Annotated in this window: 18 protein-coding genes; 9 read left to right on the top strand and 9 right to left on the bottom strand. The window is 60.0% G+C overall.

Annotated elements, in window-relative coordinates; translation table 11 throughout:
• The first annotated feature begins 274 nt into the window (after positions 1-274).
• Both ACIGHL_RS17405 and ACIGHL_RS17400 read left to right on the top strand, forming a co-directional pair.
• Positions 275-1,405, top strand: coding sequence for a GGDEF domain-containing protein (locus tag ACIGHL_RS17405; protein WP_128121049.1), 1,131 nt, complete (start codon positions 275-277; stop codon positions 1,403-1,405).
• Entirely contained in the window at positions 1,398-2,339 is a 942-nt protein-coding gene (locus tag ACIGHL_RS17400; protein WP_128121050.1) for an iron-sulfur-binding ferredoxin reductase, read from the top strand. The genes ACIGHL_RS17405 and ACIGHL_RS17400 overlap by 8 nt, the downstream gene beginning before the upstream one ends.
• Before the next feature lie 68 nt (positions 2,340-2,407).
• Here the strand turns inward: ACIGHL_RS17400 and pyk are convergent, their stop codons facing one another.
• Positions 2,408-3,859 carry a pyruvate kinase gene (pyk, locus tag ACIGHL_RS17395; protein WP_128121051.1) on the bottom strand — a complete coding sequence of 484 codons (1,452 nt, stop codon included), beginning with the start codon at positions 3,857-3,859 and terminating at the stop codon, positions 2,408-2,410.
• Between the two features lie 177 nt (positions 3,860-4,036).
• Here pyk and ACIGHL_RS17390 point away from each other — a divergent pair, with 177 nt between their 5' ends.
• Genes ACIGHL_RS17390 through ACIGHL_RS17380 form a run of 3 tightly spaced genes read left to right on the top strand, consistent with a single transcriptional unit; the run spans position 4,037 to position 5,362 of the window.
• Positions 4,037-4,414, top strand: coding sequence for a tetratricopeptide repeat protein (locus ACIGHL_RS17390; RefSeq protein WP_128121052.1), 378 nt, complete (start codon positions 4,037-4,039; stop codon positions 4,412-4,414).
• A gap of 37 nt (positions 4,415-4,451) precedes the next feature.
• Positions 4,452-4,877 carry a DUF4124 domain-containing protein gene (locus tag ACIGHL_RS17385; protein ID WP_128121053.1) on the top strand — a complete coding sequence of 142 codons (426 nt, stop codon included), beginning with the start codon at positions 4,452-4,454 and terminating at the stop codon, positions 4,875-4,877.
• Between the two features lie 50 nt (positions 4,878-4,927).
• Entirely contained in the window at positions 4,928-5,362 is a 435-nt protein-coding gene (locus ACIGHL_RS17380; RefSeq protein WP_128121054.1) for a PilZ domain-containing protein, read from the top strand.
• Positions 5,363-5,431: 69 nt separating this feature from the next.
• Here ACIGHL_RS17380 and ACIGHL_RS17375 read toward each other — a convergent pair whose 3' ends face one another.
• The 6 genes from ACIGHL_RS17375 to ACIGHL_RS17350 are packed head-to-tail and all read right to left on the bottom strand — an operon-like array spanning position 5,432 to position 12,209.
• Positions 5,432-6,763: a DUF58 domain-containing protein gene (locus ACIGHL_RS17375; RefSeq protein ID WP_128121055.1), complete on the bottom strand. Its 1,332-nt coding sequence runs from the start codon at positions 6,761-6,763 to the stop codon at positions 5,432-5,434.
• 25 nt (positions 6,764-6,788) lie between these two features.
• Entirely contained in the window at positions 6,789-7,802 is a 1,014-nt protein-coding gene (locus ACIGHL_RS17370) for an AAA family ATPase (protein ID WP_128121056.1), read from the bottom strand.
• Positions 7,799-8,974 (bottom strand): DUF4350 domain-containing protein, encoded by a 1,176-nt coding sequence (locus ACIGHL_RS17365; RefSeq protein ID WP_128121057.1) that lies wholly within the window; start codon positions 8,972-8,974, stop codon positions 7,799-7,801. Before ACIGHL_RS17365 ends, ACIGHL_RS17370 begins: the two co-directional genes overlap by 4 nt.
• Positions 8,967-10,532 (bottom strand): DUF4129 domain-containing protein, encoded by a 1,566-nt coding sequence (locus ACIGHL_RS17360; protein ID WP_128121058.1) that lies wholly within the window; start codon positions 10,530-10,532, stop codon positions 8,967-8,969. The genes ACIGHL_RS17365 and ACIGHL_RS17360 overlap by 8 nt, the downstream gene beginning before the upstream one ends.
• A complete protein-coding gene (locus ACIGHL_RS17355) occupies positions 10,519-11,502 on the bottom strand; it encodes a stage II sporulation protein M (protein ID WP_128121059.1) in 984 nt (327 codons plus the stop codon). The genes ACIGHL_RS17360 and ACIGHL_RS17355 overlap by 14 nt, the downstream gene beginning before the upstream one ends.
• A complete protein-coding gene (locus tag ACIGHL_RS17350; protein ID WP_128121060.1) occupies positions 11,499-12,209 on the bottom strand; it encodes an RDD family protein in 711 nt (236 codons plus the stop codon). Before ACIGHL_RS17350 ends, ACIGHL_RS17355 begins: the two co-directional genes overlap by 4 nt.
• Positions 12,210-12,461: 252 nt before the next feature.
• Between ACIGHL_RS17350 and sbcB the strand changes: the two genes are divergently transcribed.
• On the top strand, positions 12,462-13,886 hold the full coding sequence (gene sbcB, locus ACIGHL_RS17345; RefSeq protein ID WP_128121061.1) for an exodeoxyribonuclease I: 1,425 nt from the start codon (positions 12,462-12,464) through the stop codon (positions 13,884-13,886).
• A gap of 76 nt (positions 13,887-13,962) precedes the next feature.
• On the opposite strand, the gene mvaT is transcribed toward sbcB, so the two are convergent.
• A complete protein-coding gene (gene mvaT / locus ACIGHL_RS17340; RefSeq protein WP_045429487.1) occupies positions 13,963-14,340 on the bottom strand; it encodes a histone-like nucleoid-structuring protein MvaT in 378 nt (125 codons plus the stop codon).
• Between the two features lie 466 nt (positions 14,341-14,806).
• Between mvaT and purU the strand changes: the two genes are divergently transcribed.
• From purU to ACIGHL_RS17325, 3 genes are read left to right on the top strand one after another with little or no spacing between them, the layout of a single operon-like run.
• Positions 14,807-15,658 (top strand): formyltetrahydrofolate deformylase, encoded by an 852-nt coding sequence (purU, locus tag ACIGHL_RS17335; protein WP_128121062.1) that lies wholly within the window; start codon positions 14,807-14,809, stop codon positions 15,656-15,658.
• 27 nt (positions 15,659-15,685) lie between these two features.
• Entirely contained in the window at positions 15,686-15,904 is a 219-nt protein-coding gene (locus ACIGHL_RS17330) for a hypothetical protein (protein WP_128121063.1), read from the top strand.
• Between the two features lie 37 nt (positions 15,905-15,941).
• Positions 15,942-17,408: a helicase HerA-like domain-containing protein gene (locus ACIGHL_RS17325; protein WP_128121064.1), complete on the top strand. Its 1,467-nt coding sequence runs from the start codon at positions 15,942-15,944 to the stop codon at positions 17,406-17,408.
• Between the two features lie 77 nt (positions 17,409-17,485).
• Here ACIGHL_RS17325 and ACIGHL_RS17320 read toward each other — a convergent pair whose 3' ends face one another.
• Positions 17,486-17,695 carry a hypothetical protein gene (locus ACIGHL_RS17320; protein ID WP_128121065.1) on the bottom strand — a complete coding sequence of 70 codons (210 nt, stop codon included), beginning with the start codon at positions 17,693-17,695 and terminating at the stop codon, positions 17,486-17,488.
• Between the last annotated feature and the right edge of the window lie 342 nt (positions 17,696-18,037).

The raw sequence follows: 18,037 nt of genomic DNA, 5'->3' as shown, positions 1-18,037 counted from the left end.
ACACGCTCGGGTAAAAATGCGCGGCAGTATAACCTGCCGTACAGCAGCGAACACAGACGGACCAAAGGTGAAGGGATGCACAGGGGAAACTGGTATGACGCTGCCTGCGATTGGGCGTTGCGCGAAGGGCTGAGGCATCGGCTCGGCATTGGCGCGATGACAATAACGACGGCCCTGTTTGAGGTGATAGTTCGCTTGCCCAACACAACTGCATATAGGTTTTTTACAAGGGCCGGCGTAAAGTGTGACGAATTGCCACTATGGGAAGGATTCCATGCGCGCCAGTCGTGACGAGAGCGAACAGCAAGCGCTGCAGTTACTGGTGACCAAGCGCTTCGGCATGGCGGCCGCCACCTACGGTCTGGCGTTGCTGCTTACCTGGATCACTGTGGCTGCCGGCTTCTATCAGGCGCCGGTCGAGACAGCAATCGCGGGGTCAGTGATGATTGCGGCCAGCCAGCTGATCTTTTTCTGGGTTTTCTATCGAGGCCATAACCTGCGCTTTCGCGACCCCAGCCTGACCGAGCCACAGGTGCTGGTTGCCCTGGTCTGGCTGACCTTCTTTCTGTTCAATCTCGGCGACAACCGTGGATCGCTGCTGGTGCTGTACGTACTGGTGTTGATGTTTGCGGTGTTTCTGCCACCGAAAAACTTCCTCCGTTACGCCGTGTTAGCACTGTTCAGCTTCGTCGGCATGGTGTTCTTCGACGCGCAAATGGGCTACCTGAACGACCCGCAGACGGCACTGCTGCAAACCGGCGTGCTGTTGGTGACTCTGGTCTGGATGTGCTTGTTCGTCGGCTATGTCTACAGGTTGCGTCAACGCATGCGTCAGCGCCGCTTTGCCCTGCAGGCGCATCAAGAAACGCTGCGCGGCATGATGCGACAGCTGGAAGACCTGGCCTCGACCGACGAACTGACGGGTCTCTACAACCGTCGGCATTTCCTGCGTAAGGCGGAATCCGAGCTGAGCCGGCTGCGGGCGGGGCATCAGTCTGGCCTGGCCCTGATCGATCTCGACTACTTCAAACGGATCAACGATCTGCACGGGCATGCGGTGGGCGATCGTGTTTTGCAAACCTTTGCGTCCGTGGCGCGCTCCTGCCTACGAGACGACGACATACTCGCCCGCTACGGGGGCGAAGAGTTCGTTCTGTTGTTGCCGAACACCGATGCCGAGCAATTCCGCGCCTGTTGCGAACGCTTGCGCGAGGCCTTCGCCAATGCCCAGCCGCCGGAGGGAAATATGCAGGCCGGTCATTTGAGCCTTTCCGTTGGTTTGACTCTGCTTCATGAAGGCGATGATCTGGACGAATCTTTGCAGCGTGCCGACGACGCGCTGTACCGGGCCAAGGGCAACGGTCGGAATCGGTGCGAGACCAGCTGGGCGCCGGTGAATGCCTGAGATCACCCACGGTGGGCGGACTTGGCGAGTGGCGAACGGCAGCAATCTGCTCGATGCGCTCAATGATGCCGGCTTGAACGTGCCGTTCAGCTGCCGTGCGGGCAGTTGCCATGCCTGCCTGGTGCGCTGCCTGCAGGGCGAACCACAGGATGCACGCCCGCAGGCACTTGACTCGGCCCGGCGATCGGAAGGTTGGAGGCTCGCGTGTCAGTGCAGCGTGACCGGAAATCTTGATGTAGCAACGTTCGATCCTGCGCGCGAGGGGCTTCCGGCACGGGTAGAAGGATTCGACTGGCTAGATGATCGAGTTCTGCGATTGCGCTTGATCCCTGAGCGACCGCTGCGCTACTACCCAGGCCAGCACGCGCTGTTGTGGAACAACCATGGAGTCGCCCGGCCCTATTCGCTGGCGAGCGTGCCTTGGGACGAGCATTGGCTTGAGTTTCACCTCGATTGCCGGCACAGCGGTGCGTTCTGCAACTCAGCTCGCACCCTGATCGTTGGTGACAGTCTGCGCCTGGGCCAACTGCATACGGGGGCGCTGCGTTACGAGCCCGAGTGGCACATGAGACCTTTATTGTTGTTGGCCGCCGGTACGGGACTTGCCCCGCTTTGGAGCTTGGTGCGCGAAGCACTGCAACAAGGGCACCAGGGGCCGATTAGGCTGCTGCACTTCTGCCGGGGCGGGTCCTATCTGCGAGAACCGCTTGAGAATCTTGCGGAGCTAAATGGCAACCTGAGCGTTGAATGCGTCGATTGGGAGCAGGCAGGCAGCCGCCTTCAGTCGCTGCAGGCCACGTCACGCCAGGAGATTGCGCTGATCTGTGGTGGAAGGGCTTTTGTCGAAGATTGCGCCAAGCGCATGTTTCTGGCGGGATTGCCGCGGGGGCAGATACTGAGTGACGCTTTTCTTACGCGTCAGTCCGGAGTTTAAAGGGGTTCGGAGGCATTGACCTCGCTAGGGAAAAGGTGCGCCAGGCGGTACCTGGCGCGCCGCGCCGATCAGGTCAGGGAATCGCCTACACGCAAGATTTTCATGGTGTTGGTGCCGCCCGTGCCGTGATAGGTGTCGCCCTTGGTCAGGATCACCCAGTCGCCAACATTGACGATGTTGCGCTTGAGCAGCTCGTCCACTGCCGACTGGCTGACCTTGTCAGCGGGTAGGGCCGCCGGATCGAAGGGAATGGTCTGCACGCCGCGGATCATGGCGACTCGGGCCTGGGTTTCGCGATGGGGCGAGAAGGCGAAGATCGGTACCGACGAACGAATCCGCGACATGATCAACGGGGTGTAGCCACTTTCGGTCAGGCTGATGATCGCCTTGACCCCTGGGAAGTGGTTAGCGGTGTACATGGCCGCCAGCGCAGTGCTTTCGTCGCTGCGCTCGAAGCGCTGACCCAGGCGATGGCCGGATTTGGTACTGGTCGGATGCTTCTCGGCACCGACACACACGCGCGCCATGGCCTTGATCGCTTCGACCGGATACTCGCCAGCAGCGCTTTCAGCTGAAAGCATCACCGCGTCGGTGTAGTCGAGCACGGCATTGGCTACATCGGACACTTCGGCGCGGGTCGGCATCGGGTTCTGGATCATCGACTCCATCATCTGGGTCGCGGTGATCACCAACTTATTGTTGCGGCGCGCATGCAGAATGATCTTCTTCTGAATGCCCACCAACTCGGCATCACCGATTTCCACACCAAGGTCGCCACGCGCGACCATCACGCCGTCACTGGCACGGATCAGGCCATCCAACGCTTCGTCATCGGCCACGGCTTCGGCGCGCTCGATCTTGGCGATCAGCCAGGCGCTGGAGCCGGCTTCGTCTCGCAACCGCCGAGCCAACTCCATGTCAGCCGCGTCACGCGGGAAAGAGACGGCGAGATAGTCCAAGTTCATGTCGGCGGCCAGCTTGATGTCGGCCTTGTCCTTGGCAGTCAATGCCGGCGCGGTCAGGCCGCCACCGCGACGGTTAATGCCCTTGTTGTCAGAAAGCGGCCCGCCGATCAGTACGGTGCAGTGCAGCTCATCGGCTGTGCTGCTGTCCACGCGCATGACCACGCGACCGTCGTCCAGCAGCAGTTCGTCGCCAACACTACAGTCCTTCACCAGATCCGGATAATCGATGCCGACCACTTCCTGGGTGCCGGCGTCGCGGGGGTGGGTGACGGAGAAGCGAAAGCTGTCGCCTTCGGCCAGTTCGATGCGCTTGTTGGCGAACTTGGCGATACGGATCTTCGGTCCTTGCAGGTCACCCAGCAGCGCAACGAATCGACCGTGCTTCGCGGCGATATCCCGTACCAGCTGCGCCCGGGCGCGGTGCTCATCTGGCGTCCCGTGGGAAAAGTTCAGGCGGGCCACATCGAGCCCGGCGGCGATCATTTTTTCCAGCACCTCAGGTGAACTGCTGGCTGGACCCAGCGTGGCGACGATTTTGGTACGGCGCGAAGTCATTCAATGCTCCTTTTTCAGAATGGCCGCGAGGCTACTATGCCGGGCGGCTGTAGTCATCGTTGGGCTGCACTACTCTTTCTGCAGAGCTTGAAGAGGCGCGCAATGGACATTTAGCTGGACGGATGGACTGCAGTTTTCGCAACGACGGTCGATAATTCGGCATCGGAGGAGTCACCCATGCGCACCCTGTTTATCCTTGTTCTGGCCACCCTAAGCGTAGGCTGCAGCAGCAGAAATGCCCTTGATCGCCATCTCGACGCGGCCTATACGCAATACGAGTTGGGTGATTGCGACAAAGTCATGCTCGAACTCTCCCAGGCCGAGCGGCGCAGCCGACCACGGGATAATCTACAACCGGAGATATCGCTGTTGCGCGGTCAGTGCTTGGAGCGTCAGGGGCTGTTTGTCGACGCGGCACAGACCTATCAGTTCATTCAGTCGCGCTATCCAGCCAGCGAATACGCCTTTCGCAGTCGTGCCAGGCTGGAGACGCTGCGTCAGTTGGGGCACTATGAGCCGGAGGAACGGGTGGTGATCCACGCCGTCAAACCCTGACACGACGCCGGCTAACAGACCGGCAGGGAAGGACCCCATGCGTATCGCAGTACTGATAGTCAGCGTTTTGTTGGCCCCTCTGGCGGTCGCCGATATCTACCGCTGGGTTGATCCCGGGGGCAATGTGCATTTCAGCGCGAAGCCGCAGCCGGGTGCGGAGCCGGTCGAGGTTCGGCCGCAGGTGATCGATAGAGACGACGCGACCCGCGAGCGCCAGGCGCGCACGGAGCGCTTCTTCGAGGCTCGTCGCGAAGAGCAGGAGGCGGCCAATGTGGCGGCGAGCGCTAGGCAGGCGCAACGAGAGCGCGAATGCCAGCAGCTGCAAAACCGTTTGTCACGCCTGTCTCATGGCGGGCGCTATTTCAGTGCCGATGCAAAGGGTGAGCGCGTCTACTACAGTGATGAAGAAATAGGGGCGGCGCGGCGGCAGTTGGCCAGTCGTATTAGTCAGAACTGCAGCTGAGTGGCCGGAGACGGCGGCAGCGATAAAACTTGGCGGCAGGCCCGCAATCGATGGACATGCACAATCAACGCAGTATTCAACGGCATCAATTGCCGTATTACCTCAACGTATTCAACCGTTTCACGGAAAAGCCGTTGGGTTTCATTGGCAACCTGTCCGAGTCCGGGCTGATGCTCATCAGCCCCTATCCGATGATGACTGACATACGTTTCGATATGCGTCTGAAAATTCCGGGCCAGCATAGCCAGCTGCGCTACGTCGATTTCAGTGCGATCTGTCGCTGGTCACGCGAAGACGTTACGCCCGGCAGCTTCGATTCAGGTTTCGTATTTGTCTCACCGCCCCGTGAAATTCGCGAAATGATCGATGCGCTGCACCACTACTTCAGCTTTCGTCCCATGCAGCACATTCCACCGGCGCGACTGCCGCGTATCGAGTCAGCCGGTAACAAGGCCGCCGATCAGGATTGCTGCCAAGGTACCTGAACGCCATCTGCACTACGGCCAGCTGTGCGAGGCACAAGCGCTTTCTGCTTGAAAGTGAGTACACATCGGTTACAGCACGCCACCTTTCTTCCACGCCAGATAACGGCTGATCAGTTCTGGTCCCAGCTCGTGCGGGCGGGCATCGAGCACTGGCACGCCGTGGGCGAGAAGCTGTTCATGAAGCCGGCCCCGAGCGCTGAGGTAGTCGAGCGTGCCGCAATAATCGAGGGCGTCCTGAAAGCTGCGGACAGGTTGCTGACGCAGGTTGTCTAGAGCCGGCTCGCGCAGGCTCACGACCAGTACCCGATGGCGACGGGAAAGCTGTCGGACGGCGCCGAGCAGTGTCTCGTCGTCCTCGTCGCGTAGGTTACTCAGGATGATCACCAGTGCGCGGCGTTTCTGCAGCGTCAGCACATCGTTGGCGGCAGATGCGAAATCGGCCGGTCGCTGCGTGTTGGCCAGGTCATAGACGCCATTGAGCAACGCGTTGAGTTGCGTCTGGCCTTTGGCTGGGGCGAAGAAGCGCCGTTGCTCGGTGGCGAAGGTGTAAAGACCCAACGCGTCACCCTGGCGTAGGGCGACATACCCCAACAGCAGGCTGGCATTGAGCGCATGATCGAAGTGCGTGAGCGGACCGTCCTGGCTACGCATGCGTCTGCCACAATCAAGCATGAGCAGAATCTGCTGGTCGCGGTCGTCCTGATATTCGCGAACGATGGGTGCGCGTATACGGGCTGTTGCCTTCCAGTCGATCTGGCGCAGGGTGTCGCCTTCCCGAAATTCGCGCAGTTGGTGGAAGTCCATGCCAAGCCCCCGCCTTGGCTGCTGGCGCACACCCAGGCGGCTCAGCCAGCGGTCCACCGCCATCAAGGGTGCACCGTGCAGCTGGGTGAAGTCGGGATATACCTTGGTCTGCGATTGCAGCGGCAGCAGACGGCGTTCTCGCCACAGCCCCAGTGGGCTGAACAAGCGAATTTCGCAGTGCTGGAAATGGAAGTGGCCGCGCCGCATCGGTTGCAGGCGGTAATTGAGCTGGCAGTGCTGCCCCGCAGGTAGCTGCACCTGCTGTGGCAACTCCTGCACGTCGAGCCCGGCCGGCGCATGGTCGAAAATCTCGGCATGCATGGCTTGCGCCTGCGGATGTCGAATCTCGAGCTGAACGTCATGCCAACGGCTCAGGGCGAGATTGCCAGCCAGCACACGTCGCAGCTCAGGCGAGGGCAGGCGGCGCAGGCGCAAGGCGTCGACAGTGGCCACAAATCCAAGGCACAGCAACAACCCCCACCAAGCCGTATGAGCACCCGTGAACAGGGGGCTGCCGAGCGCCGCTGCGATACCTAGCAACAGTCCTAGGCAGAGCAGGGCGGCGATGGCGTAGAGCAATCGACGTGACGGATTCATTGAAGGGCTCGCAGGCCGGTTGGCGTCACAGCCGCGGGGCCGCGATCTGCTCGAGCAGCTGCTGGATCAGCTGGTCCACCGAAGTGCCTTCGATGTCGAGTTCAGGTGAAAGCCTGACGCGATGCCGCAAAACCGCCAGGGCGCAGCCTTTTACATCGTCCGGGACGACGAAATCGCCGCCGCGCAACAAGGCGCGTGCGCGGGCGCAGCGCACCAGCGCGATCGATGCCCGTGGTCCGGCCCCCAGCGCCAATCCAGGCCAGTTGCGGGTGGCTCGGGCCAGCCGGACGGCATAGTCGAGCACCTGATCATCCAACGGCAGGTCACTGGCAATTTTCTGCAGCGCCTGGACATCCTTTGCCTGTAGCAAAACCCGCAACCCACTGACATCGAGAATGTCGGTGCGAACTGATCGAGTGACCTGACGAACCAGGGTCAACTCTTCTTCCGCCTGGGGATAGTCCATGCGCAGCATCAACATGAAGCGGTCGAGCTCGGCCTCCGGCAACGGATAGGTGCCTTCCTGCTCGATGGGGTTCTGCGTGGCCATCACCAGAAACGGCTGCGGCGCGGCGAGCGCGCGGCCTTCGAGGGTGACCTGACGCTCCTGCATGACTTCCAGCAGCGCCGCCTGGGTCTTGGCGGGGGCACGATTGATCTCATCGGCCAATAGCAGGTTGGTGAACACCGGGCCCTTGCGCAACTTGAACTGTTCGCTGGCCAGGTCATACACCGCATGGCCGGTGATGTCGCTGGGCATCAGATCCGGCGTGAACTGGATGCGCGCAAAGTCGCCACCAAAGCACCGTGCGAGGGCCCGCACCAGTAGTGTTTTGCCAAGCCCCGGTACGCCTTCAACCAGCACGTGACCGCCCGCGATCAGCGCTGTGAGCACGCCGTCCACCACGTCCTGTTGACCAATGACGGCTTTATGCAGCTCCTGGCGTAGCGCCTGTGCAAGTTGGCTGGCGCGCTGGCGCTGCGTGTTCGGGCTCGTATTCGGAGTCACGTCGTTCGGTTCCGGTGTTGTATCGCTCATAACGCATTCCTGAGGCTTTGCAGGCGGGCAACCTGACGGGTGAAATCGGCATTACTCATCTTTCTATCCAGCGACGACCGCATGGCATGGGTAACGGCTTCAATGGGAGTTCTGCTTAGCTGCGCGAGGACCTTGCACAGGCCCGCATGGTCGAGCGCCACCAGGTTGGGATGACGGTGCTGAGCCTGACGGAGAATGTCGTTCTGCAGGGTGGCAATCAGGTGCCGCTGTCCGGCGCGCCGGTAGAGAAAATCTGCACTGCCTCGCAAATGCTCTCGAAGCTGTCGGCGGCCTCGGTTGGCGGGTTCCAGCAGCGGGCCTTGGCGCTGCGCTGCGTGCCAGCAGCCCAGCAGCAGTAACAAAAGTGCGGCGGACAAGGCTTCAGGAAAATAACGCAGCAACCGTTGCAGCAGACCGTCATGGTCGGTGCGATAGATCAGCGTCACGTCGCGGTCCTGGGTGAGATACCACAGCAGCCAGGCATGGTCGTACTGGGCAATCGCGTCGTTCTGCCAGATCCAGCTGTCGGTGAGTGCGGTGATCAGGCCGCTCCCGTGCCGCAGTTGCAGCATGTGCGTCGCGCTGGCGCTGTTGGCCCATGCATGCGCACTGCCACCGGCGTCGTAAAGGTGATAGTTGGTGTCGAAAGCGAGATAGGCGGGGGCGTTTTCGTTCTCCAGATAGAGGCGGGTCAGCACGGGGCGCTTCTCTGCATTGGCAGCACCATCGGCGACGTGGCTGTCGTCGGGTTTCTCGCTGGCTTCGTGCTGCTGGAGGTTCAGCGCATCGAGTAGCAAGTCGCCGCTGCTGCCGGCGTTTTCGTCCCAGATCCGCTCCGCGACAAACACCAGGTGGCCACCCTTATCAACCCAATGCAACAGGCGTTCGGCCTGGGCGGGCGTCATGGTGCTGCGCTCTCCAAGCAATAAAAGCACCTGCCGACTGTCCTTGGTTTCGGTAAGCCCGCCGATGCCTTGTGCATGTTCGACGGCACGCCCCTGGTCGGTCAGGAAGCGCTCTGCAGCGAGATACGGATTGCTGCGCACTTCCGGCGCCGGTCCATGCTCGATCGTTTCTTCGTAGGGGGTCGCCCTGCTGATTGCAAAAAACAGCATCAGGCCAAGCAGCAGCGCGCCCGCTACCAGCAGCAAAAGACGACGCGGCCTAGTCATGCGAGGCCTCACTGCCAAACACAGTGCGCCAGCGCTGGCAAAGCTCGTCTCGAGTCGCAGCGGGAGGCAGCTGATTCCCGTAGGCCAGGCCAAGCCAGTGGCGGGTCAAGGCCTCGGCGTAGTCGAGCAGCTGTGGCTGGGCCTCGTGCCGCAGCAGTTCGAGTATTTCACCCTCGGTATGCGAGCTTTTCAATGGCAGCTGCCGCTCGTGCAATAGGCGGCTGAGAAAAGCCCGGTAGAGCAGGCCGAGCGCTTCGCGTGGATGATCGCTCCAGAGCCGCTGCACCTCGGCGATTACGTCCGGCGGAAGGCTTTCAGGTTGCACGTCCAATCCGAACAGTGCGGAGGGCGCAGGTTGCCGCTGCCTGAATCGCAACGTCTGACGCGGGTTCACGTACAGCTTGATCCAGTCCCGATAGCGCCATAGCAGCCACCCGGTCAGGATGAACAATGCGGCCCAGAGGAGCGCTTCGATCACGCTTGCCAGGCGGTCGGGGCGCTGTGCCACCAGCTCGCTACGTAGCAACCGTTCAAGCAGGCGTGCGAACCAGCCCGGCTCGCCATCTGCCTCTTCAGTGAAGCGCCAGCGGGTAACGGTCTCGCGGTTTCGGAACGGCGGCTGGTCGAGCAACTCACTGATCCGCTCACTGGCTGCTCTGCTGGTCAAGGGCTGCTTGAGCAGGCGATCACTTTGTGGGCCGGAGGCCTCTTTCGTCTGAATCGTTTCGTCTGCATCAGGCGCAGCCAGGGCCGCGTTGGGCACCGGCAGCAACCACAGCCCCATTCCTACTAGCAGTACCGGAAGTAAGGTCTTTACGCGCGCCTGCAGGCGGCGAAACGTCAGTTCGACATCCCAGGCTTCAAGGGTGGTTCTGCGGTTCAGATACAGGCTGAAACCGCTGGCCACATAGATCGGCTCCCAGACCACCAGCACAAGCGCATACATCAAGTTGGACAAGTGTTCGAGCCATAGCCAGTCGCCGCTCATGCCGAGCAGGTCCTGCCAGTTCCAGTCGGCCAGCATTTGCTGTGGGATGAGCATGTACATCAGCGCGAGGGCACCTAGCCACAACCCCATCTCCAGGTGCATGCCGACCAGGGTCAACCAGGATGCGGCCCGGCTGTCTCGTTGCCCCAGCACAGCGAGGCGCTGCTGGCGGGCCGAGCCAGTCAGTTGCTCGAGCTGGAGCACTGGAAGGTCGAAACTTCGAGTCACGCTGAAACGGCGCCAGGTCACGCTGGCAAACCACTGGGAGCGCAGCAGTTGCGGCAGCGCCCTGATGCTTTGTCGCAGGGTCGGTGTGTCGCCGAACAGCGCCCTCGACAGGATGAACAGCGGTAGTCGTTCATAGAGCGGCTTGAGCCACCAGAACAGCAACAAAGCAAGCGTCGGGTATTGCCAGAACAACAGGCTGAACAGGGCGAATATCGGCAGTGTCACCAGCGCCCAGCTGAGCATCAGCAGTGCGGCATGACGGCGTGCCAGTAGTACGCCGAGATCCAGCGCCTCCCAGGCGGAGCGAGGACGAATTGCCATGCTGGCATCATTCAGCTGCATGGAATCGCCGTCCGCTTTGTGTCAGATAGATGCCGATCAGCAGCCACAACAGCGCGCCCACGGCGTATTTGACCGGGGCTGAGGGATAAGTCATCGAAGACCAGTACGCCTCGATAAAGGCAGCAATCAACAGAAATAACGTGGCTCCCGCGATCAATTGCACTGCCGTAGCGGCTGCCAGGCGCAAAGCCTCGCTGCGTGTTTGGCGACCAGGCGCAACGAGGGCAGCGCCCAGCTTCAACCCGGCCGCACCCGCCAGGGTGATCGCCGTCAGTTCGAAAGCCCCATGGCCGATGACAAATGACCAGAACGGCTGGTCGTAGCCGATTCCGCTCAGATGGCCGGCAATCGCGCCGATGATCAAGCCGTTGAATAGCAGATAGAACAGGCTGCCAAGGCCGAACAGTAGGCCACCGGCAAAGGTCTGGAACGCGATGCCAATGTTGTGCATCACGTAATAGCCGAACATCACCCAGTCGTCAGCTGACCCATGCTCGCCGAAGCGACCGAGACGGCTGGCGTCGGGGTCGTACATGGCTTCCATTTCAGCGACCTGCTCGGGGCTGATCAGGCTATAGACCAGTTCCGGAAATGCCAGCACCAACCCGGCCATGCCCAGCAGGCTGCCGTAGAAAATCAGACTCGCGGCTGCCAGGTAGCGCCACTCTGCGCGAACCAGCCTGCCAAAACCACCCAGAAAGAAGCCGAGCAAGCGACCACCCAGCGGGCTACGGTGGCGATACAGTTGATAGTGTCCGCGTTGAACCAGCAGCTGCAGGCGCTCGACGAAGCGCATGCTGTAGCCGCGAGACTGCGCCAATGCCAGCTGCTGGCAGAGCCTTCGATAGGCCGCCGGAAAGTCAGCGATCAATATAGGTTGGTTGCCTTTGCCTCGCTCCAATGCTGCGAGGGTTTCAGCGAACGTCTGCCATTCAGTCTGGTGCCGGGTTTCGAACTGGCTCTGCTTCATGCCGGCCCCACCAGACTGCGAGCAATGCTGTGAATTCGAGTCTCTGCCTGCGCTGGCGCAACCTGCAGCGCTTCGGCCAGGATGGAGGCCAGTTCCAGGCGCCTTTCCGCAGACAGCGTCGAATGACGTTCGGCAAAGGCGATCAGGGCGTGCTGCTCAGCCAGCGTAAGGGGCAGCGGCGACGCGACTGCTTCAGCCGCCGGTAGTGCGGGCGCGCTGATGTTGTGCTCGCGGTACACGACCACCGTTCCTGCGGCGAGGTCGCCCAATCGTTTGAACGATGGATGCCAGAGGCAGCAGAGCGACCCGAGAAAGTAGCCGAAAGGCAGCATGTCGACGAAACGCAAAAGGTTGCGGGTCAGGGAAGAGGCCCAGCCGATCGGTGTGCCATCATCATGAACGACGCGCAGCCCCAGCCATTGCTTGCCCGGCGTACGTCCCTGGTTCAGCACTTCGAACAGCACCATGTACCACCACTGCACTATAAACAGCAGTAGCGCCCCAACGCCCATGCCGAATTTGCCCAGCAACGCGAATGCAACTCCCAAAGCCGCCAGAAGCGCGCCGCGTATCAACAGGTCCAGTGCAAACGCCAGCGCGCGAGGGACCAGGCCTGCTGGACGGAGCAGCAAATCTATACCTTCCGGCGTTTCGACGCGGAGCGTGTTATCCAGCAATGCAGTAGTGGCTGAAAGGGCGGATGTCACGGCGTAGGCTCGCTAGTGGGGGACTGGATGCTATGCGCACATCGCGCATCGAGCAACGGCCCGCGATGCCGCGCCCGGCGAATGAAACCATCGAATAGCATCTTCGGCCATAACCGGTTTGGCAGTTCCGATTGATATGCGGGCAGATTGCTCAGGTCTGTGTCGAAACTCCACTCGAACCAGAGCCCCGACCATTCGTTGAGGGCGGTCTGGCGCGCTAGACTGGGCGCGACAATCGAGAAGGAAGCTCCCTTGACCTCCAGCATCTTCTGGTACGACTTCGAAACAACCGGTATCTCCCCTCGCTGCGATCGGCCTGTGCAAGTGGCCGGTATTCGCACCAACGAGGCGTTGGAAGAGATTGGCGAGCCGCTGAACATTTACTGTCGTTTGAGTGACGACATTCTCCCGCATCCAGCCGCGTGCCTGGTCACGGGCATTACGCCCGCCACGCTAGCGGAAAAAGGCCTGTGCGAGGCGGAGTTCGTGGCCCGGCTGCACCATGAACTGGCTGTGCCGGGTACCTGTGGCGCGGGATACAACAGCCTTCGTTTTGATGATGAAGTGCTGCGCTACAGCCTATATCGCAACTTTTTCGACCCCTATGCCCGCGAATGGCAGGGCGGTAATAGCCGCTGGGACATCATTGACCTAGTGCGCACCGCCTACGCGTTGCGGCCGGAAGGGATTGTCTGGCCTGAAGAGGAGGGAAGGGTCACGTTAAAATTGGAGCGGCTCAGTGCAGCCAACGGTCTTGAACATTTGAATGCACACGATGCATTGTCCGATGTGCGGGCGACGATTGCCTTGGCTCGGTTGCTTCGTGAGCGTCAACCGCGGCTTTACGACTATCTCTACAAGCTACGTCGTAAACATGCTGTGATCGAGCAAGTCCAGCTGCTCAAACCAATGGTGCACATATCGGGTCGTTTTTCCGCGGCGCGTCATTTTCTATCGGTGGTACTACCGCTGGCCTGGCATCCTCGCAACCGTAACGCGTTGATTGTCTGCGACCTGAACGCCGAATGTGCGCCCCTTTGGGAGGAGCAGGCCCAGGCTATTCGCGAGCGCCTTTATACTCGTCGGGAGGACTTGGGCGACAAACTTCCGATCCCCTTGAAACTCGTTCACATGAACCGTTGCCCAGTGCTGGCACCAATGAGCGTGCTGCGCCCCTCAGATATCGAGCGGCTAGGACTGGATATCCAATGTTATGAGTCGAGAGCGGCCGAATTACGCGGGCGGGAACCCGAATGGCGCTGGAAGCTTGCCGACATCTATCAGGAGGATGCGTTTGTGGCGTCGTCGGATCCGGAGCAGCAGTTATATGACGGGTTCTTCAGTGAGCGTGACCGGCGTTTGTGCGAGCAAGTACGAAACGCGCCGCCGTTTGCGAGTGACGCCGCGCCACCGTTTGATGACCCGCGCTTGCCAGAGCTGCATTTTCGCTACCGCGCACGAAACTTTCCCGAGTGTCTATCGCCGGCCGAAGCCCAGCAATGGCAAGCGTTTTGTAGACAACGCCTGATGGTGCCCGAATTTGGCGCACCGAATACCTTGGAGCAGTTTGAGCAAGCGTTGCTGGCTTTATTGCCATCGGCAACAGCCGAACAAGCACGTCTGCTGCAACAATGGTCGCTGCATGCTCGCAGCTTGCGTGAACGTTACATGCTCTGAAGATGCTTGGTCAGGGAACAAAAAAGCCATCTGAGCAAGGCTGCGTCAGATGGCTTTTAGGGGTGTGGCGTAAAACTTAGCCCAACAGAGTGGCCCAGCTTTCAACCTCGTCGGAGCCCCATTGTGCTTTCCACTCTTTCAACGTCTTGTGATTGCCACCTTTGGTTTCAATCACTTCACCGTTGTGCGGATTCTTGTACTGCTTGACGCGGCGGGCGCGCTTGGTTGTGGCAGGCGCCTTGGATGCACGCTGCGGCTTGTTGCTGCGGGCATCCGGGTCTAGTAGAGCGATAATGTCGCGAAGCGACTTTTGATATTCGCCCATCAGCTCGCGCAGTTTGCCTTCAAACTCAAGTTCCTTTTTTAGCTTGTCATCTTCTGACAGCGACTTCAGGCGTTCCTGTAGTTCCTTGATAGCTTCTTCAGTAGCGCGGTATTCATTGATCAGCGACATGTCACTTCCTTGGTATAGGTTTGAACGCAAGTGACAGCAATCATAGACAGCTGCCGCGAACAAGTAAATGTTGGCCTGAGTAAAGTTTTGCTTGCTTTGTTTCATCGCGGTTGCAGGGCGATTCGAAGTGCCTATTTGAACCTGGCATCGGTGAAGTACTGCACATAATCGAAGGTCGCGACGGGTCCCGTCACGCTTAATATGCCGTCTCGATATTTGATAAAAATCGGCTCCCTATCTTTTGGCGGTGTTGTGTTCCCTTGCCCACTGGGGGCCAACGGCAACTTGGCCCTCCGATTATTACGGTTTTAATCGCAGTGTTTCTTTTCGCTCTACAGGGTCGACTCGATCCGCGTGCGGGCGGCAGTCCGTGCCATGCTTTGGTCCGGCTGAATAATATGGTGGTGGTTTTCTTCGCTGCGCTAGAATGCCCGGTCTTTATGGGTAAGCCGGAGTTAACTTAAAAATGCGCACATTCAGGCTGGTTATCGCCTGTCCCGACGGCGTCGGCATTGTGGCCAAGGTCGGTAATTTCCTGGCGACCTACAATGGCTGGATCACCGAAGCCAATCACCATTCCGATCATCAGAGTGGTTGGTTCTTCATGCGGCACGAGATTCGCGCTGATTCGCTGCCGTTCGATCTTGATGGCTTTCGCCAAGCCTTTGCGCCAATCGCGCGCGAGTTTTCCATGGAATGGCGCATTACCGACTCAGCTCAGCGCAAGCGGGTAGTGCTAATGGCCAGCCGCGAGTCGCACTGCCTCGCTGATCTGCTGCATCGTTGGCACAGCGGGGAACTGGATTGCGACATTCCTTGTGTGATCTCCAATCATGACGACCTGCGCAGCATGGTCGAGTGGCATGGCATTCCGTATTTCCATGTACCTGTCCAGCCGGGGCGCAAGGACGAGGCTTTTGCCGAGGTGTCGCGCCTGGTTCGCGAGCAACGCGCCGACGCCATCGTACTGGCGCGCTACATGCAGATTCTGCCGGCCGAGCTCTGCGAGGAATATGCGCAGCGGGTGATCAATATCCATCACAGCTTTCTGCCATCGTTCGTCGGGGCAAAGCCTTACCACCAGGCCTCGTTACGGGGTGTCAAGCTTATCGGTGCGACTTGCCATTACGTGACTGAAGAGCTCGATGCCGGGCCGATCATCGAGCAGGACGTGGTGCGCGTCAGCCATCGTGACAGCATCGAGGACATGGTTCGGCTGGGTAAGGACGTGGAAAAGATGGTGCTGTCGCGTGGTTTGCGCTATCACCTGGAAGAGCGAGTACTGGTGCATAGCAACAAGACGCTGGTATTCAACTGATCCATCACGACTGGCGCCGGAGGCGAGATGAGCAACCCGCTGGACAAGGCTGGCGCGAAGGCGCCACCGATTATCGGTAGTGGTTCTACCCAGCGCTACGACCCTGACCAGATGGGTCCTGAGCTGGGGACTGACTTTCCGGATGCCGAAACACTCTGGAAGCGTCATCTGAATGCGCTCGATGGCGCAGCCGGTGACACTCCAATTGACGATGCTGAACCCAGCAGCTCGATGCCGGCGGGCTAGCGAGGGCTGCAGACCATCCACTGCTCGTGAGGCTGCAATGAAACAGACAGGCCGCCTGGTTTTAGGAGCTGACGCGACGGGCGAACCCAGCGTCCACCCGTTGCATCTGGCCAATCGTCACGGTCTGATCGCCGGTGCGACGGGTACTGGCAAAACGGTGACCTTGCAGCGCCTCGCGGAACAGTTCAGCGAGGCTGGCGTCGCTGTTTTCGCGGCGGATATCAAAGGTGACTTGTGTGGCCTGGGTGCCGCTGGCGATCCGCAAGGAAAGATCGCCGAGCGGATCGCCAGCATGCCCTGGCTCGACCATCGTCCCCAGGCGTACCCGGTGGTCTTGTGGGACGTGCATGGCGTGAGTGGCCATCCACTGCGGACGACGCTTACCGAGATGGGACCGTTGTTGCTAGGCAATCTGCTGGAGCTGAGCGATAGCCAGCAAGCGGCGCTCTATGCGGCATTCAAAGTGGCCGATCGCGAAGCGCTGCTGTTGCTCGATCTGAAAGATCTCAAGTCGTTGCTTGCTCATTTGAAACTACATCCTGAAGTGCTCGGGGACGATGCAGCCTTGTTTACGAGTGCATCGTCTCAGGCGCTGTTGCGGCGGCTGGCGACACTGGAGCAGCAGGGAGCCGAAGCGCTCTTCGGTGAGCCGGCGCTGGCGCTTGAGGACATCTTGCAGCCAGTGCACGACGGGCGCGGACGGATCCATCTGTTAGACGCCAGCCAGCTCGTGCATCAGGCGCCCAAAGTCTATGCGACTTTCCTGCTGTGGCTACTGGCTGAGCTGTTTGAACAGCTTCCCGAGCGCGGCGATGCCGATCGACCTTTGCTCGCGCTGTTCTTCGATGAAGCGCACCTCCTTTTCAACGGCACTCCTAAAGCCTTGCAGGACAGGTTGCTGCAAGTGGTCAGGCTGATTCGCTCGAAGGGTGTGGGCGTGTATTTCGTCACCCAGTCCCCCACGGACCTGCCGGACGATGTGCTGGCTCAGTTGGGCCTGCGCGTGCAGCATGGGCTCAGAGCCTATACGGTCAAGGAACAGAAAGCCCTGCGGGCTGTAGCAGAAGGTTTTCGCACCAATCCGGCATTTTCGTCTCTGGACACTTTGGCCGGGCTGGGGATCGGCGAAGCGCTGGTCGGAGGTCTCGAGGACAGAGGCACGCCGTCGATGGCTCAGCGTGTTGCAGTCGCGCCTCCTCAATCGCGGATCGGGCCGCTAACTGAGCGCGAGCGACACGACTTGATCGCCAATTCACCCCTTCGAGGCCGTTACGACAGGCCGGTCGATCGTGAATCTGCTTATGAGATATTGCTCGAACGGGCGAAGCAGGCTGCCGATAACCAAACGCCAGTGAAGGCCGCTACGTCAAGAAACGAGGTCACCGATGCGCTGGGTGACGCTGCCGGGCGGGTATTCAAGAGCGCAATGCGCCAGGCTGCGACGCAGCTGGGCCGGCAATTGGCACGGGGGCTTCTGGGCTCTTTGTTGGGCGGTAAGCGGTGATTAGAAGCGATCAGTTGCGATGGCTAAGCTGCTGCTGACGGCAGGGCGTGCGGTGCAGATTATTACGACGCTGCGGGTTACTTGGCTTGAGCGGCTTGCTCTGACAACTCTTTTTCGATTTTCTGCAACTCCGCCTTGAATACCTGATCGTGAACGGTCGGCTTTTTACGCCATGGCTTCCGCTCGGGATCGGGTTGCGCGGCATAGGTCGTTATTTCCCCGCCATACACAGCCTGGAAACGGTTGGCTTGCTTCTCCAGTTCGGCGCGTAGTTCTTCTTTTGTCACGTCTTGTTTTGCCTCTTTGTTATAGGTCTATTTACAGCGCGGCGCGCTAAGGGGTGCGAGCTATAGGCTCGAATGAGGCCCGGCTCGGGTTGGGTGCGTGTGCGGTAGGGGAAACATTACTGCAAGCGGGCTAGGCTAAACAAGCGTGCCCGCAAAACTATCCGGTAGTAATGCAGTATTGAGTCATATCATGAAGCATGCCCGCGCAAGTTATCGCTAAAGGCGGGCTAGCGGTTTGAGCTGTAACAACAAGTTTTGCGGTCGGGGTGGTAATTCGAGCAGCCAGCTGGTTTAGCAATGTGTATCCACGGCAGGAGCTTACAAAAAAAACGCGCCTCATCG

Source organism: Pseudomonas sp. NPDC077451, from assembly GCF_044543345.1.
Taxonomy (GTDB): domain Bacteria; phylum Pseudomonadota; class Gammaproteobacteria; order Pseudomonadales; family Pseudomonadaceae; genus Stutzerimonas.
This window is presented reverse-complemented; position numbering and strand designations above follow the sequence as displayed.